The organism is Micromonospora sp. MW-13, from assembly GCF_003434305.1.
GTDB lineage: Bacteria > Actinomycetota > Actinomycetes > Mycobacteriales > Micromonosporaceae > Micromonospora.
Genome location: NZ_QKKX01000016.1, coordinates 108,446 through 123,061 on the forward strand (window position 1 = coordinate 108,446; position 14,616 = coordinate 123,061).

Here is a 14,616-nt window from a genome sequence, read left to right on the forward strand (position 1 = left end):
GCCCGCGAACGGTTCGCCACAGGTGACGCCAAATTACTGGGCGAGCGTGTCACGGGCACTCGCCGCCTTAGCTTTCCAGCGCGAAGCCGCGTATCGTCCCGATGTATCGGTTCGATACATCGCAGTCTCAGACCCGACTGACGAGGGAGCGGCGAATGAGGCGGGTCGATTACGACACGGAGCAGTACCAGAACTACCCGCGCGGCCGCGCGCTCACCGAGCAGCAGTTGGGGGCATGGATAACCGCCTTCGCAGCCGCGCTACCCGAGCGGCGCCCGCTGGTGGGGCTGGACGTCGGGTCAGGGACCGGCAGGTTCACCCCTGCGCTGGCGCGAGCGTTCGGGCCGGTGACCGGAGTCGAGCCGTCGGTCCGCATGCGCGAGGTGGCGCAGGCGCAGTCCCAGCGTCCCGGCGTGCGGTACCTGGCAGGCTCCGCCGAGGACATGCCAGTGCCGTCCGGCAGCGCCGACTACGCGCTCATGTTCTTGTCCTGGCACCACGTCCAGGACAAGCCCCGAGCGGCCCGGGAGCTGGCCAGGGTACTCAGGCCGGCCGGGCGACTGCTACTGCGCGGAAACTTCAGCGACCATCATCCCGAGCCGTGGTGGCTGGACCACTTCCCTCGCGGCCTTGAGGTGGACACCGCGCTGTTCCAGCCGCTGCACGAGGTCATCGCGATGTTCACGGCGGCCGGTTGGCGCGTTGCCGGATTCGGCATGGTCACCCCTCCGTCCGACGGCACTCGCGCCGACATGCTCGAACGGCTGCACTTGCGCACTCTCTCGTTCTTCGCCCGGCTCAGCCCCGACGAGGTGGAGGCCGGCCTCCGCAGCATCGAGGAGGCCGTATCCGGCGATCCCGGCGCGCCATCGCCCGCGCTGTCCGAGCCGCTACTCACGCTCGAACGGCGCTAGCGCCGGGGTGGCCGAGGGCTTGTCCGATCGGCCACCCGCGCGGTAGCTGTCGCGGTCGGCGTTGGGGAGCTGCATGCACTCATGCTGCCGGTTGGCCCAAGAAGCACGGCGGGTTTCACGCGTTGCGGAAGTCCCGGCCCGGTCGCGGCCGGCGTGACCAGCACCGGTCACATCGGTTTCGGCAGCTCGGCGATCACCTGGAAACCGCCCTGTGGTCCGACCTGGGCCACCAACGATCCGCCCGCCTCGGCGAGGCGTTCCGCCAAGCCTTTCAACCCGTTGCCGGGCGCATCGGGCGTGCCCGCCGGACGGGACGAGGGCTGGTTGGTGCCGTTGTCCGTGATCTCCAGTCGGACCTGTTGCTGGCTGTGCACCATGACGATCTCGACATGGGTGGCGTTGCTGTGCCGAATGATGTTCGTGGCCGCTTCCCGTAGCACCCAACCGAGCACCGCCTCGGTCTCCGGATCGAGTGGTGGACCGGAGAGCTGGACGTCCTGCGTTACCCCCGCCGTGCTCAAGGCCGACCGGGCCCGGTCCAGTTCGGTGGCCAGGTTGCTCTCTCGATAGCCCGAGACGGCTTCCCGGATCTCGGTCAGGGCCTGTCGGCCGACGGTCTCGATGTCGGACGCCTGGACGGCTGCCTGCGCCGGGTTACGCTCCATCAGCCGTCGCACCGCCTCGGCCTTCACCACAATGACCGACATGCTGTGTCCGAGCAGGTCATGCAGGTCGCGGGCGAAGCGCAGACGTTCCCGATCCACCGCAGACCGGGCCAGCTCCTCCCGGGTCCGGCGGAGTTCCGCCGCCGTCGCGGCCAGACCGAGGATGGCGGCCGTCACCAGGCCGGAGATGAAGGTGCCATAGCCGTTGATCATCGCGGCCAACGGGTCGTGGTCCCGCTCCCCGGAGATCAAGCCGGCCGACCCGCCCAGGACGGTCAGCGCCACGACGAGGTGCTGACCACGGAGTACGGCACCGCAGACCAGCGCCAACGGTATGAACAACTGGATCCAGTTTCCGCCGTACCCCAGGGCGAGCGGGTAGGTGACAGCGGCATGGGCGGCGAGCAGCCCCAGCTTGATCCGGTTCGCGCGGCGACTGGGATCGAACGCCCGATACGCCACCGTGACGTAGAGGGCGACGAAGGCCAGCAGGCCGGCACCGCCCAGCCAGGGAAGGGACATCTCACCCCGGACAAGGTCGGCGACGGCACCGGCGGTCAGCATCAGCCCTGGAAGGAAGGCGGTCCCGCTGGTCAGTTCCGGCAGTTTGCCGACGTCTACGTTCGAGGTCGACCACCAGCGCCTCTTCATGCCTGTCTCTCCTGACTCAGGTTTGCATGCCCCACCCCGGCGGCAGAAGTGGTCACCAGCCCTGGTCACCGCTAGGCGCGGCGGCCGGCCCGACGGTACGCGTAGCCGGCGTACGCGCCGAACACCACCAGCCAGCTGACCAGCACCAGGACCGTGTCCAGACCCGGCGCGGCACCCTGCACGGTGTCCCAGCCCAGCTGCCCGAGGCGGTGCGCCGGAGTCCACCGGGCAACGGCGGCCAGCCAGCCGGGGAACTCCGACACCGGGAACCACAGACCACCGAGGAACGCGAGGAACAGGTTGGTCACCACGTTGGTCACGTTGGTGGTCTGGGCGGAGAGGGCGTAGCCGTTGGCGAGACCAAGCATGGTGAAGGGCAGGGAACCGATCCACAGCAGGAGGATCAGCGCGACCCACTGCCCGAGCCCGAGCCGTACGCCGTTGACGATCGCGCCGGTGAGCAGCACCACCATGATCGCCGGTAGGACCATCAGCGAACCGGTCACGGCCCGCCCGACGACCGCCTGGGCCGGGGTCAGCGGGGTGATCCGCAACTGCCGGAGCCAGCCCGCGGCCTTGTCCTCGGCGACCGCCGTCCCGACGGTCAGGCCGGCGCTCAGCGCACCGTACGCGGCCAGTCCCACCATCGCGGTGACCGCCCAGCCGGAGGAGCCATCGGCCTTCCCACCGACGTTGGTGAACATCAGATACATGAGCACGGGGGTGCCAATGCCGAAGATGACGAACCCGGTGTCCCTGAATGTCCGACGAAGCTCCAGCTTGACGTACTGGTTGACCGGGGCGATCTGGCCGAACATCACGAACCTGCCTTCTGGGTCGGCGCGGAGAAGACGGACGCGGAGGTGGTGGCGGGCGAGGTGAGGGCCAGGAAGGCGTCCTCCAGTCCGGCGGAGGTCACTTCGAGTCCCCGTACCGGACCGAGCTGGGCGAGGGCGTAGACGGTCGCGTCGGAGTCGGCGGTCCGTAGCTGCACCCGGCCGTCGCGCGTTGCCACGGAGAGCACGCCGGGCAGCGACGCCAGGCCGGCAGGCGCCGAACGGCCCTGGAGGTCGAAGGCGACGAGGCTGGCTCCGACCGCCTGCTTGATATCGGTGTTGCTGCCGTCGGCGATGACCCGTCCCCGGTCGATGACGACGACCCGGTCGGCGTTCTGGTCCGCCTCCTCCAGGTAGTGCGTGGAGAAGAGCACGGTCTTGCCCCGCTGAGTGAACGCGTGCATCGACTGCCAGAACGAGCGACGGGCCGCCACGTCGAGCGCGGCGGTCGGCTCGTCGAGGACCAGCAGGCCCGGGTCACCGACGAGGGCGACGGCGAAGTTGACCCGCTGCGCCTGGCCGCCGGAGAGGCGGTCCGCCCGCCGGCCGGCGAGTTCACCGAGCCCGGCCAGTTCCAGGGCCTCGTCGACCGGCATGGGATTCGGATAGCTGCTGGCCACGAAGTTCACCAGCTCCCGCACCGTGACGCGGGGTACAGGCTTGGTGCCCTGGAGCATCGCACCAACCCGACCGGCACGTACCGCGTGCTGCGGGGGCTCCCCGAACAGCCGTACCTCGCCGGCAGTCGGCTCGTCCAGGCCCAGTAGCAGGCTGATCGAGGTCGACTTGCCCGCGCCGTTGCGGCCGAGCAGCGCGACCCGCTCGCCCCGCCCGATCGTGAGGTCGAGACCGGCGACAGCTCGCACTTCCCCGAATGTCCGGACCGCGCCGGCAAAGGCCACCACCGGGGCCGCCTCGTGTGTCTTCGTCATGCCGAGAACACTACGAATGCAGGTCGGACCCCTTGTAGAAGAAGATATCCGGACTCCGGCAGGACAAATGTCACTGCCGACGGCCCGCCGTCAGCCGGTCAGAGCCAGCCCCGTTCGTCGGCGATCCGAGCGGCTTCCGTACGGTTGCGGGCGCCGGTCTTGCCGATGGCCGACGACAGGTAGTTGCGGACGGTGCTCTCCGACAGCCACAGCTTCGCCGCGATGTCCGCCACCGTCGCGCCGCCCAGCCCTGCCGCCAGCACCTCCCGCTCCCGGGCCGTCAGGGGGCTCGGCCCCGCACTGAGCGCGGCAGCCGCCAGCGAGGGGTCGATCACCGACTCGCCGTTGAGCACCCGCCGGATCGACGCGGCCAACTGGTCGACCGGGCCGTCCTTGGACAGGAACCCCATCGCCCCGGCCTCCATCGCCCGGCGCAGATAGCCCGGACGGCTGAACGTGGTGACGATGAGCACCTTGCAGTCGGGCAGTTGGGCCCGCAGCTCGGCGGCGGCGTCCAGCCCACTATGCCGGGGCAGCTCGATATCCAGCACCGCGACGTCGGGCCGGATCTTCAGTGCGACCGGCACGATCTTGTCGCCCTCGGCCACCTGGGCCACGACCTCCATGTCCTCTTCGAGGCCCAGCAGTAGAGCGAGCGCCCCGCGCATCATCCCCTGGTCCTCGGCCAGAAGGATCTTGATGGGTGCCGCAGAACCGGCTCCGACCAGGGCAGCTGTCATGGCGACCACAGTACGGGGGCGGCCGTCAGGAGCTACATGCCGAGCACTCTCGGCGCAGCGGGGCGATGGTCCACAAACGAGCCGGCTGCGGTACGTCCAGACCCGACTGCTCCACCCCTGGCGCCCTGGTACTGCCCAGGATCTCGGACCCGAACTGCGGCTGTGCGGCTCGCGCACCCCTCCGTTCGGGTATCCGTGCTGGTGGAGCCCAGGGGACTTGAACCCCTAACCCCTGCCTTGCAAAGGCAGTGCTCTGCCAGTTGAGCTAGGGCCCCGAAGGCGGGCGGAGCCGCCGGGCGCTGGCAATCGGAGGAACGATCAGCGCAGGTCGGGGGCGGTGGTCGCCTCGTGCCACAGTGCGCGCTCGTCGTTCGAAGCCATGATCTTCCTAGCGACCACGGCGGCCACGCCGACGACGCCGGCCAGAATCAGAAGCTTCTTGAACATGGGGCGACCCCTCGCGCTCGACAGCCGTCGGAACGATGTGCGGTGGGGCTAGCTGGAATCGAACCAGCGACCTCAGAGTTATCAGCTCTGCGCTCTAACCGACTGAGCTATAGCCCCGCGTGGCGACGGCCAAGGTTAACGCATCCGCCCGCCGCGCCCCAAATCGGGGTCGGTGGCCGTCCGCTGCTCGCCGTGCCCCCTGAAACTACCCGGACGCACGACGCCGGGGCGACCGCTTTTACGCGGCGCGCCCCGGCGTCGGGTGCGATCAGTCCCGCTCGGCGAGCGTCAGCTCGATCCCGCCGACCAGGTCGGCGCAGACGTTGTAGACGAACGCGCCGAGGGTGGCGAGCGCGGTGAACAGGACGACGTTGACCAGCCCGATCAGGGCGGAGCTGAGGATCACGCCCTTGGCGGTGATCTGGAAGCCGCCGGCACTCTGCCCGCCGGCGTTGACCAGGTCACTCAGGCTCTCGTTGACGCTCTGGAACACGCCCATCGCGTCCAGCGCCAGGTAGAGCACCGAGGTGGCGACGACCACCACGATGAAGAGCACCACGGAGACGGCGAAGGCGAACTTCATCACGGACCAGGGGTCGATCCGCTTCAGGTTCAGCCGGGCCCGACGCGGCCCGCGGGACGCGGCCGAGCTGACCGAGGTACGCGCGGCGCGTACCGCGTCACCGACCCGGGCGGCCCCGACGGCGGACGCCCCGGCGACCCCCGGCGGCAGCCCGCCGCCATTGGCGGGGCGGCCACCGGCACCCGGACGGGCACCGTCCGGCTGGGGATTGGTCGTGCCGCCACCGATGCGCGGCAGCGTGCCGGTGGCGGCACTGCCGGCAGACGGGCCGCTGCCTGTCCGGGTCGACGCTGTCGGCCCCGGGCGGGGGGTGCCGCCCGCCGCCGCGGCCGGAGCCGCCGCGGAGGTGGGGGCGTCGATGCCGGATGTCTCGGTCTTGTCACTGGCCCCCTGGTCGTCGCCGGGCTTCTCCGGCGGCGGTGTCATACCGGGGGCCCGGGTGAACTTCGGGGCAGGCGCGTCGGCGGGGACCGTCGCCCGGCCCACGGCCGCGCGGCCGGTCGCTGGTGCGCCGCCCTTCGCGGCGGCCTCCTCGTCGACCGGGTTGGCCGAGGTCCCCTTGTTCCCCGACTTCGCCTGTGTCTCCGTCATCAACTAGTCCTGTTCGTCAGGCTCGTCGGCATTGCGAGCAATCGCCACGATAGTCACGCCGTCCGGGAGGTCCATCAGCTTGACCCCCATTGTGTTCCGGTCACGCGTACGGCGTACAGGCTTCACCGGAGTCCGGATGACACCACCGTTGCTGGTGATCGCGAACAGTTCGTCGTCCGGGTCGATCACCACCGCGCCGACCAGACCACCGCGCCGTTCGGTGATCTTCGCAGTCAGCACGCCCTTACCTCCCCGGCCCTGGACCGGGTATTCCTCGATCGGGGTACGTTTCGCGTATCCCCCGTTCGTGGCCACCAGAACATCCAGCCCTTCGCGGACGACCTCCATCGCGAGCAGGACGTCGTCGTCGCTGAACCGCATGCCGATCACGCCCGACGTGGCCCGGCCCATCGGCCGCAGCGCCTCGTCGGTGGCGTTGAAGCGGATCGCCTGGGCGTTCTTTGAGACCAGCAGCAGATCGTCGGACGGGGCGACGAGGGCAGCACCGACCAGCTCGTCCTCATCGCGCAGGTTGATCGCGATGATTCCGCCGGAACGGTTGGAGTCGAACTCCTCGAGCCGCGTCTTCTTCACCAGGCCGTTCTTCGTGGCCAGTACCAGGTAGGGGGCCACCTGGTAGTTCGGAATTTCGATGATCTGCGCGATCTGCTCGTCCGGTAGGAACGCGAGCAGATTGGCCACGTGCTGGCCCTTGGCTACCCTACTGGCTTCCGGAAGCTCGTACGCCTTGGCCCGGTACACACGACCCTTGTTCGTGAAGAACAGGATCCAGTCGTGGGTCGAGCAGACGAAGAAGTGGCTGACGATGTCGTCCTGCCGCAGCGTGGCCCCGCTGACGCCCTTGCCGCCGCGCCGCTGGGAGCGATACAGATCGACCTTGGTCCGCTTCGCGTACCCGGTGCGGGTGATGGTGACCACCACGTCCTCGCGGGCGATCAGGTCCTCCATCGAGACCTCGCCGTCGAACGGCACGATCTTCGTCCGCCGCTCGTCGCCCCACTTGGCGACGATCTCGCCCAGCTCCTCCGAGACGATCCGCCGCTGCCGCTCCGGCTTGGCCAGGATGTCCTTGAGGTCGGCGATCTCGATCTCCAGCTTGGCCAGGTCGTCGAGGATCCGCTGCCGCTCCAGTGCGGCGAGCCGGCGCAGCTGCATGTCCAGGATCGCGGTGGCCTGGATCTCGTCGATCTCCAGCAGCCGGATCAGGCCCTGCCGGGCGTCCTCGACGGTCGGCGAGCGCCGGATCAGGGCGATCACCTCGTCGAGGGCGTCCAGCGCCTTCGACAGGCCGCGCAGGATGTGCGCCCGCTCCTCGGCCTTGCGCAGCCGGAACGCGGTCCGCCGCCGGATCACCTCGATCTGGTGTTCGACGTAGTACCGGATGAACTGGGCCAGGTTCAGCGTGCGCGGCACGCCGTCGACCAGCGCCAGCATGTTGGCGCCGAAGGTCTCCTGAAGCTGGGTGTGCTTGTAGAGATTGTTGAGGACCACCTTGGCGACCGCGTCGCGCTTGAGCACGAGCACGATCCGCATGCCGGTACGCCCGGAGGACTCGTCCCGGATGTCGGCGATGCCGCCGAGCTTGCCCTCCTTGATCAGCTCGGCGATCCGCTCGGCGAGGTTGTCCGGGTTGACCTGGTAGGGCAGCTCGCTGACCACCAGGCAGGGGCGGCCCCGCTTGTCCTCCTCGACCTCCACCACGGCCCGCATCCGGATCGAGCCCCGACCCGTCCGGTACGCGTCCTGGATGGCCTGGGTGCCGACGATCAGGCCGTGGGTGGGGAAGTCCGGGCCCTTGACGATCTCCATGAGCGCGTCGAGGGTGTTGGCCTCGTCGACCTCCGGGTTCTCCAGGCACCACTGCACGGCCGCGCCGATCTCGCGCAGGTTGTGCGGCGGAATCTTGGTGGCCATGCCGACCGCGATGCCCTCGGAGCCGTTGATCAGCAGGTTCGGGATCCGGGACGGCAGGATGGTGGGCTCCTTGGCCCGGCCGTCGTAGTTGTCCTGGAGGTCGACGGTGTCCTCGTCGATGTCCCGCAGCATCTCCATCGCCAGCGGGTCGAGCTTGCACTCGGTGTTGTGACTGACGAAGCCGTCGGAGACGAACGAGTGGTCGTCCGTGTCCACCCGGATGCTGTAGACCGGCTGCACCCCGGCGTCTGTGACGCTGGCCACCTCGGCGTAGTAGAACCTGCCGTCGACCAGCGGCTCGACCACGTCGAGCACGTCGCGCTCGGTGATCCGGGCGGCGATCTCGTCGCGGTCCCGCTCCCAGCGCTCGATCCGGTCGACGTTGTGCCGGCGCAGCCAGTCCCGCTCGGTCCACCGGGTCGCACCGTGCTCGCGGATGAAGTCGCCGACCAGCGGCACGTGGTCGCTGGAGAGAGCCGTGCTGATGACCGGCACGGCCGCCAGCTCCGACTCCAGCTTGGTCTGCTTGCGACCGAGGAAACCGACCTGCTGGGCGAAGATCCGGGCGTCGCGGCGGTTGGTCACCACGACCTTGATGTCACCGGAGTCGTACCGGACCTGCTTGCTGATCACGCCGAACTCCAGCAGCAACTGCTGGACCTCCTGGGCCAACCGCTCGCTGCGGGTCGAGTACGAGATCTGAATGGTGTTGCGGGGCAGCAGCGAGGAGGAGCCGTCGCCCTCGAAGAGCGCTTGGAGGAAGGCCCGCTTGATCGCCGCCGGGCCCTGCCAGACGAACTCCGGCACGAACTTCGCGGCGCTCCGCGCCCCGACCAGCTCACCGAGGATGCTCGCCCGCAGTGCGGAGAGGTCCTGGATGTCGATCTCGTGCAGCAGGCTGCCGGAGGCGATGGTGCGCTGGCTGACGTAGCGCGGGCCGCCGACGGCGAGGTCGTAGGCCGCGAGGACCCGGATGAAGAACTCCCGGTCGACGTTGTTGAAGCCGGCGCGTTCCTCGGACACCCAGCCCTCGCTGACGAAGGCGCCGGCGAGGACGGCTGCCTCGACGTGCTCCAGCATCGGGTAGCCGATCTCGTCCGGCACCGTCCGCTGGATGACCACCCGGTCACCGGGGTTGATCTCGGCGAGCAGCTTCCAGAGCAGGGTCGGCACGCCGGCCACGTCCACCAGGCAGAGCGCCGGGTGGTTGTGGGTGCCGGTCAGCTCGTACCCCTCACGGGTGCGCAGCCGCAGCGTGGGGTGCTCGCCGGAGTGGAAGAACTTGGAGGCGCGGACCAGGTCGCCGTTGCGGTCGCGGACCTTCAGCTCGATGTCCGTCTCGCTGCCCGGCGCCGCGTCCGTGACGAGGTTACCGATCCGTAGGCTGCCGCCGGCAGTACGAATACGGACATTTCCCGTTACGCAGTACCTCATCGCCGCAGCAGGGTCGTTACCGGGCGAGCCGAAGTTGCCGTTGCCGTCGACCAGCGGGTACCGCAGCGACCAGGGCTGCGCCATCCGGACCAGCGCGTCGTAGATGGCCGAGTCGCCGTGCGGGTGGAACTGACCCATCACGTCGCCGACGACCCGGGAGCACTTCACGTAGCCGCGGTCCGGCCGGTAGCCGGAGTCGAACATGGCGTAGAGGATCTTGCGGTGGACCGGCTTGAGCCCGTCCCGGACGTCCGGCAGCGCCCGCCCGACGATGACGCTCATCGCGTAGTCGAGGTAGGAGCGCTGCATCTCCACCTCGAGCCCGACCGGCTCGATGCGGTCGTGCGCCACGACTGCGGCGGCGGCGGTCTCGGGGACCTCGGGCTCGCTCGGGGTGGACTCGGGGGTATCGGTCACTGTTAACCCTTATCAGAATCAGAGTCGGTTTCGTGCTGTGGATAACCGCTGTGGAAACCGGCCATGCTGTGGATAACCCTGTGGATCGGCGGGGCGCCCCGTGGCCGACCGGGGCGGCCCGCCCGGTCCGTCAGATGTCCAGGAAACGGACGTCCTTGGCGTTGCGCTGGATGAACGAGCGGCGCGCCTCGACGTCCTCGCCCATCAGCACGCTGAACAGCTCGTCCGCGGTCGCCGCGTCGTCGAGCGTGACCTGGCGCAGGGTACGGGTCGCCGGGTTCATCGTGGTCTCCCAGAGCTCGGGATAGTTCATCTCACCGAGGCCCTTGAACCGCTGGATGTCGTCCGGCCTGGCGTTCGGCTTCTTCTGCTGGCGCAGCGCGATCAGCCCGTCCCGTTCCCGGTCCGAGTACGCGTACTGCGCGTCGTCGCCCTTCTTGTTCCACTTGATCTTGTAGAGCGGCGGGGCGGCCAGGTAGACATGGCCCAGCTCGACCAGCGGTCGCATGAAGCGGAACAGCAGGGTGAGCAGCAGCGTCTGGATGTGCTGGCCGTCCACGTCGGCGTCGGCCATCAGCACGACCTTGTGGTACCGCAGCTTCTCCATGTCGAAGTCGTCGTGGATGCCGGTGCCCAGCGCGGTGATCAGCGCCTGGACCTCGTTGTTCTTCAGCACCCGGTCGATCCGGGCCTTCTCCACGTTGAGGATCTTGCCGCGGATCGGCAGGATCGCCTGGGTACGCGGGTCCCGGCCCTGCTTGGCCGAGCCGCCGGCCGAGTCGCCCTCGACGATGAAGACCTCGGACTCGCGCGGGTCGGTGGACTGGCAGTCGGCCAGCTTGCCCGGCATCGAGCCGGACTCCAGCAGCGACTTGCGGCGGGCCAGCTTGCGCGCCTGCTGGGCGGCGATCCGGGCGCGGGCGGCCTGGGACGCCTTCTGGATGATCGTCTTCGCCTCGGCCGGGTTGCGGTCGAACCAGTCGACCAGCCGGTCGTTGCAGACCCGCTGCACGAAGCTCTTCACCGGGGTGTTGCCGAGCTTGGTCTTGGTCTGGCCCTCGAACTGCGGGTTGGTCAGCTTGACCGAGATGATCGCGGCGAGGCCCTCGCGGATGTCCTCACCGGAGAGCTTCTCGTCGCCCTTGAGCAGCTTCTTGTCCGCGCCGTAGCGGTTGACGACGCTGGTCAGCGCCGACCGGAAGCCCTCCTCGTGGGTACCGCCCTCGTGCGTGTTGATGTTGTTGGCGAAGGTGTAGACCGACTCGCCGTACGACTCGTTCCACTGCATGGCGATCTCGACCGACATGCCCTCCTCCTCCGCGTCGAACTCGACCACCGTCTTGTGCATCGGGTTCTTGGAGGCGTTGAGGTGCCGGACGAAGTCGGCGATGCCGCCCTGGTAGCAGAAGGTGACCTCGCGGGTCTTGCCCTCCTCGCCCTCCGGGACCCGCGCGTCGAGCAGGTGGATGGTGATGCCGCGGTTGAGGAAGGCCATCTCCTGCAGGCGCCGGTAGATGGTCTGGAAGTCGAAGTCGACGGTCTCGAAGACGTCCGGATCGGGCCAGAAGGAGACTGCCGAGCCGGTGCGGTCGGTCGTCTCGCCCTTCTCCAGCGGCGAGGGCTTGGAGTTGGCGTACTGCTGGCGCCAGACGAAGCCGGACTTGTGGATCTCCACCGCCATCCGGGTGGAGAGGGCGTTGACGACGGAGACGCCGACGCCGTGCAGGCCGCCGGAGACGGCGTACGCCTTGCCGTCGAACTTGCCCCCGGCGTGCAGCACGGTCAGCGCCACCTCGACGCCCGGCTTCTTCAACTTGGGGTGCAGGTCGACCGGGAAGCCGCGCCCGTTGTCGGTGACCTGGACGCCGCCGTCGGCGAGCAGCACCACGTCGATCGTGTCGCAGTAGCCGGCCATCGCCTCGTCGACCGCGTTGTCGACGACCTCCCACACCAGGTGGTGCAGACCGCGCTCGCCGGTCGACCCGATGTACATGCCCGGCCGCTTGCGGACCGCCTCCAGCCCTTCCAGGACGGTGATCGACTCGGCGCCGTACTCCTGCTTGTCCTGCGCTGCCACCCTCGGCCACTTTCTCGCGCCCTGGTGCCGCAAGCGGCGCGTCGGGCGCGGGTTCGGCGGACAGGACGCGACGTCGGCGCGCGGACCGACACCGGAGGGAAACCGGGGCACGGGCCGGAGCGCCGGTCGCCGCGGTTGCCCGCGGATCGCGATCGGCTAGACCCGACGTGGGACAATGATCTCGGCCCCGTGGTGGGCCGTTTCCGTCGCTCCGTGTCGGGTCTTCGTCTCGCCCTCAATCTTACTGTGCGCAGGCGACAGAACCGCCACTCGGCACCCCTTCGCGGCGGCTGAGACCTCCGTAGCCGGCCGAACCGCGCCACCCGCGACTCCCCCTACACGCAACGCCCGGATCGGGGGGCGGCGCCGCCGACCGTCGGGCCGGGCGTTGCCGGGGGGTGGGGTCGCGGCGGAACCGAAGTGGGCGTACCTTTGCGGCGCCCAGCGTGGCTGGTCTTGATCTTTTCCGGTCGGAACCGGACGATCGACCCGAACGATCCGACACGTGCTCTCAAGGGGTGACGCCAGATGGGGCTGGACAACGTCGCGGTGCACTGGCCGCGGACCGGCCGCTTCTACGACCCGGTCGCACCGGCCGAGTTCGTCGATTTCGGCGAGATCGTCGACCTGCCGCGGATCTCCGCGCCGACAGCGGCCCTCGCGGAACACGTCGCCAAGACCGGGACCGTCCGGGCGACCGCCTACACCGAGCTGGTCGACCTCCTGCTCGGGCTGGAAAATGTGCTCTACGCCACGGACGCCGCCGCCGAGGACGAGGACCCGGTGATCGACCCGGACGGCTGCGCCTGGATCGCCGGCGGGATCGAGCGCTTCGTGGCCGGGCACCGCCCGCACGGGGAGACGGTCGACTTCGACTCGGTCAGCACCGTGCTGCGCAGCCTGCTCGCCGACGGTCGCCTCGCCGAACAGCAACTACGCTGGCTGGGCAGCCGGCTGGACGCGCTGCGCGACGAGAACGGCGACCCGCCGCAGTGGGACTTCACCTGCGCGGAACTGGGCGTGCTGGCGGCCTTCTACCGGCGCTGCGCCGACCGCGGCTTCGCGGTCTACGCCGACGTCTGAGCGGGGTTCGCACCGCCCTCGCCGGCCCGGTTGGTCGCCGCGATCACCCGGGTCAGGACGGCATGCAGGTCCCGCAACTCCTCGATCGGCATCCCGAGCCGCCGCACCACTGCCGGCGGGATCTCCTCGGCGCGGGCACGCAGCGCCTCGCCGCTGCCGGTGAGCGTCACGGCCAGGCTGCGCTCGTCGGCGGGGTCGCGCTCCCGCCGGACGTACCCGTTGGCCTCCAGGCGCTTGAGCAGCGGTGACAGCGTCCCGGGGTCGAGCTGCAACAGGCGGCTGAGCTCCCGTACGGACAGCGGCGCGTACTGCCAGAGCGCCAGCATGACCAGGTACTGCGGATGGGTCAGCCCCATCGGCTCCAGCAGCGGGCGATAGACGGCGACCACGCCCCGCGCCGCCACGGAGAGCGCGAAGCACACCTGTTCCTCCAGGGCCAGGGGGTTGCCCTCTAGCTGGTCGGACACCTCGGCCTCCTCGTCGTCGCCGTTGCGATCCTAGCAACGATTGGTGTACCAATTATTGGTGCACGAAATTATTTCCGGGCGCGGGGCGGGAGAGGCCAGGCGGATGAGCGACGACAAGCAGGTGGGCGACTCCTCGGGCAAGGGTGGCCGCCTCATGGGCTGGGTGTTCCGCAACCTCGCCGGCCCTTCCGAGGTGCAGGGAGCGGTGCAGGGCGGCTCGCGCCATGCCCGGGAGGCCTGGAAGCAGGATCTGGAGAGGCGGAAGCAGTGGAGCCGTGAGCAGCGGGAACGCAAGCGCGCCGAGCGAGAGGCCCAGCGCGCCGGGCAGTGACGGTCAGCCGTAGGTGTCGCGTGGGCCCCGCCCCCGGACCCTGCGCGGCCCGCGCGACCAGGACGGCGCGGCCGGGCCGTGGATGTGCAGCTTGCGCACCACGTTGTGGCCCACCTCGCTGGCGATCTGCCTCAGCAGGGAAGCGGCGAGCAGCCGCAGTTGGGTCGCCCACGCCGTGGACCGGGCCTCCACGGTCAGCTCGCCGTTCTCCAGCTTCACCGGGCGGCTGTTCTGGGCCACCTCGGGGCCGACCACCCGTTCCCACGCGCCGAAGACCGTCGCCTCGGCGGCCGGCTGCTCCCAGCCACGCGCCTTGACCAGCCGGTTGAGCACGGCACCCAGCGGCTGCGGGTCGCGCGGGTCCGGCCCCGGGCCCGAGTAGCCGCGCAGCCGCCGGCCGCCCTCGCCGTCGCCGGAAACCACGCTGCGCCGGCGGGTCCGGGCCGCCGCGTCACGGCGGGCCTTCGCGGCGTCCAGTACCGCCCGGGCCAGTTCCGGCCCCGCCGCACCCCC

Annotated in this window: 13 protein-coding genes and 2 tRNA genes; 3 read left to right on the top strand and 12 right to left on the bottom strand. The window is 69.6% G+C overall.

Features of this window, described 5'->3' with window-relative positions; all coding sequences use genetic code 11:
* The first annotated feature begins 155 nt into the window (after positions 1–155).
* Entirely contained in the window at positions 156–914 is a 759-nt protein-coding gene (locus C5N14_RS11650) for a class I SAM-dependent methyltransferase (RefSeq protein ID WP_117668103.1), read from the top strand.
* Positions 915–1,081: 167 nt separating this feature from the next.
* Here the strand turns inward: C5N14_RS11650 and C5N14_RS11655 are convergent, their stop codons facing one another.
* From C5N14_RS11655 to gyrB, 10 genes are all read right to left on the bottom strand, one after another.
* Positions 1,082–2,230, bottom strand: coding sequence for a sensor histidine kinase (locus tag C5N14_RS11655; protein WP_117668104.1), 1,149 nt, complete (start codon positions 2,228–2,230; stop codon positions 1,082–1,084).
* 71 nt (positions 2,231–2,301) lie between these two features.
* The gene (locus tag C5N14_RS11660; RefSeq protein WP_117668105.1) at positions 2,302–3,048 is read right to left on the bottom strand and encodes an ABC transporter permease; all 747 of its coding nucleotides are present in this window, start codon (positions 3,046–3,048) and stop codon (positions 2,302–2,304) included.
* A complete protein-coding gene (locus C5N14_RS11665; protein ID WP_165878080.1) occupies positions 3,048–3,998 on the bottom strand; it encodes an ABC transporter ATP-binding protein in 951 nt (316 codons plus the stop codon). Before C5N14_RS11665 ends, C5N14_RS11660 begins: the two co-directional genes overlap by 1 nt.
* A 98-nt stretch (positions 3,999–4,096) precedes the next feature.
* A complete protein-coding gene (locus tag C5N14_RS11670; protein ID WP_117668123.1) occupies positions 4,097–4,738 on the bottom strand; it encodes a DNA-binding response regulator in 642 nt (213 codons plus the stop codon).
* A gap of 199 nt (positions 4,739–4,937) precedes the next feature.
* Positions 4,938–5,013 (bottom strand) — tRNA-Ala (locus tag C5N14_RS11675).
* A 43-nt stretch (positions 5,014–5,056) separates the two neighbouring features.
* Positions 5,057–5,185, bottom strand: coding sequence for a DLW-39 family protein (locus tag C5N14_RS33030; protein ID WP_243639459.1), 129 nt, complete (start codon positions 5,183–5,185; stop codon positions 5,057–5,059).
* A gap of 43 nt (positions 5,186–5,228) precedes the next feature.
* Positions 5,229–5,302: transfer RNA gene (locus C5N14_RS11680), tRNA-Ile, on the bottom strand.
* 151 nt (positions 5,303–5,453) lie between these two features.
* The gene (locus tag C5N14_RS11685) at positions 5,454–6,359 is read right to left on the bottom strand and encodes a DUF3566 domain-containing protein (protein WP_117668106.1); all 906 of its coding nucleotides are present in this window, start codon (positions 6,357–6,359) and stop codon (positions 5,454–5,456) included.
* 3 nt (positions 6,360–6,362) lie between these two features.
* The gene (gene gyrA, locus C5N14_RS11690) at positions 6,363–10,145 is read right to left on the bottom strand and encodes an intein-containing DNA gyrase subunit A (RefSeq protein WP_117668107.1); all 3,783 of its coding nucleotides are present in this window, start codon (positions 10,143–10,145) and stop codon (positions 6,363–6,365) included.
* A 130-nt stretch (positions 10,146–10,275) separates the two neighbouring features.
* Positions 10,276–12,222 (bottom strand): DNA topoisomerase (ATP-hydrolyzing) subunit B, encoded by a 1,947-nt coding sequence (gene gyrB, locus C5N14_RS11695; protein WP_117668108.1) that lies wholly within the window; start codon positions 12,220–12,222, stop codon positions 10,276–10,278.
* Between the two features lie 528 nt (positions 12,223–12,750).
* Here gyrB and C5N14_RS11700 point away from each other — a divergent pair.
* Complete coding sequence (locus C5N14_RS11700) at positions 12,751–13,305, top strand: hypothetical protein (protein ID WP_117668109.1); 555 nt, start codon at positions 12,751–12,753, stop codon at positions 13,303–13,305.
* Here the strand turns inward: C5N14_RS11700 and C5N14_RS11705 are convergent.
* Positions 13,290–13,772 carry a MarR family winged helix-turn-helix transcriptional regulator gene (locus C5N14_RS11705; protein ID WP_117668110.1) on the bottom strand — a complete coding sequence of 161 codons (483 nt, stop codon included), beginning with the start codon at positions 13,770–13,772 and terminating at the stop codon, positions 13,290–13,292. The two genes, C5N14_RS11700 and C5N14_RS11705, sit on opposite strands and share 16 nt — an antisense overlap.
* A gap of 103 nt (positions 13,773–13,875) precedes the next feature.
* Between C5N14_RS11705 and C5N14_RS11710 the strand changes: the two genes are divergently transcribed.
* Positions 13,876–14,103, top strand: a complete 228-nt coding sequence (locus tag C5N14_RS11710) for a hypothetical protein (RefSeq protein WP_117668124.1) — start codon at positions 13,876–13,878, stop codon at positions 14,101–14,103.
* A 3-nt stretch (positions 14,104–14,106) separates the two neighbouring features.
* Here the strand turns inward: C5N14_RS11710 and C5N14_RS11715 are convergent.
* Positions 14,107–14,616 (bottom strand): DUF721 domain-containing protein (locus C5N14_RS11715; protein WP_117668111.1); only part of this gene is annotated, 510 nt, incomplete at its 5' end.

Excerpts from the sequence above, each read along its gene's own strand:
- C5N14_RS11670 (WP_117668123.1), bottom strand. The coding sequence starts at position 4,738 with ATGACAGCTGCCCTGGTCGGAGCCGGTTCTGCGGCACCCATCAAGATC.
- C5N14_RS11710 (WP_117668124.1), top strand. The coding sequence starts at position 13,876 with ATGAGCGACGACAAGCAGGTGGGCGACTCCTCGGGCAAGGGTGGCCGC.
- C5N14_RS11660 (WP_117668105.1), bottom strand. The coding sequence starts at position 3,048 with ATGTTCGGCCAGATCGCCCCGGTCAACCAGTACGTCAAGCTGGAGCTT.
- C5N14_RS33030 (WP_243639459.1), bottom strand. The coding sequence starts at position 5,185 with ATGTTCAAGAAGCTTCTGATTCTGGCCGGCGTCGTCGGCGTGGCCGCC.
- C5N14_RS11700 (WP_117668109.1), top strand. The coding sequence starts at position 12,751 with ATGGGGCTGGACAACGTCGCGGTGCACTGGCCGCGGACCGGCCGCTTC.
- C5N14_RS11655 (WP_117668104.1), bottom strand. The coding sequence starts at position 2,230 with ATGAAGAGGCGCTGGTGGTCGACCTCGAACGTAGACGTCGGCAAACTG.
- C5N14_RS11650 (WP_117668103.1), top strand. The coding sequence starts at position 156 with ATGAGGCGGGTCGATTACGACACGGAGCAGTACCAGAACTACCCGCGC.
- C5N14_RS11685 (WP_117668106.1), bottom strand. The coding sequence starts at position 6,359 with ATGACGGAGACACAGGCGAAGTCGGGGAACAAGGGGACCTCGGCCAAC.
- C5N14_RS11665 (WP_165878080.1), bottom strand. The coding sequence starts at position 3,998 with ATGACGAAGACACACGAGGCGGCCCCGGTGGTGGCCTTTGCCGGCGCG.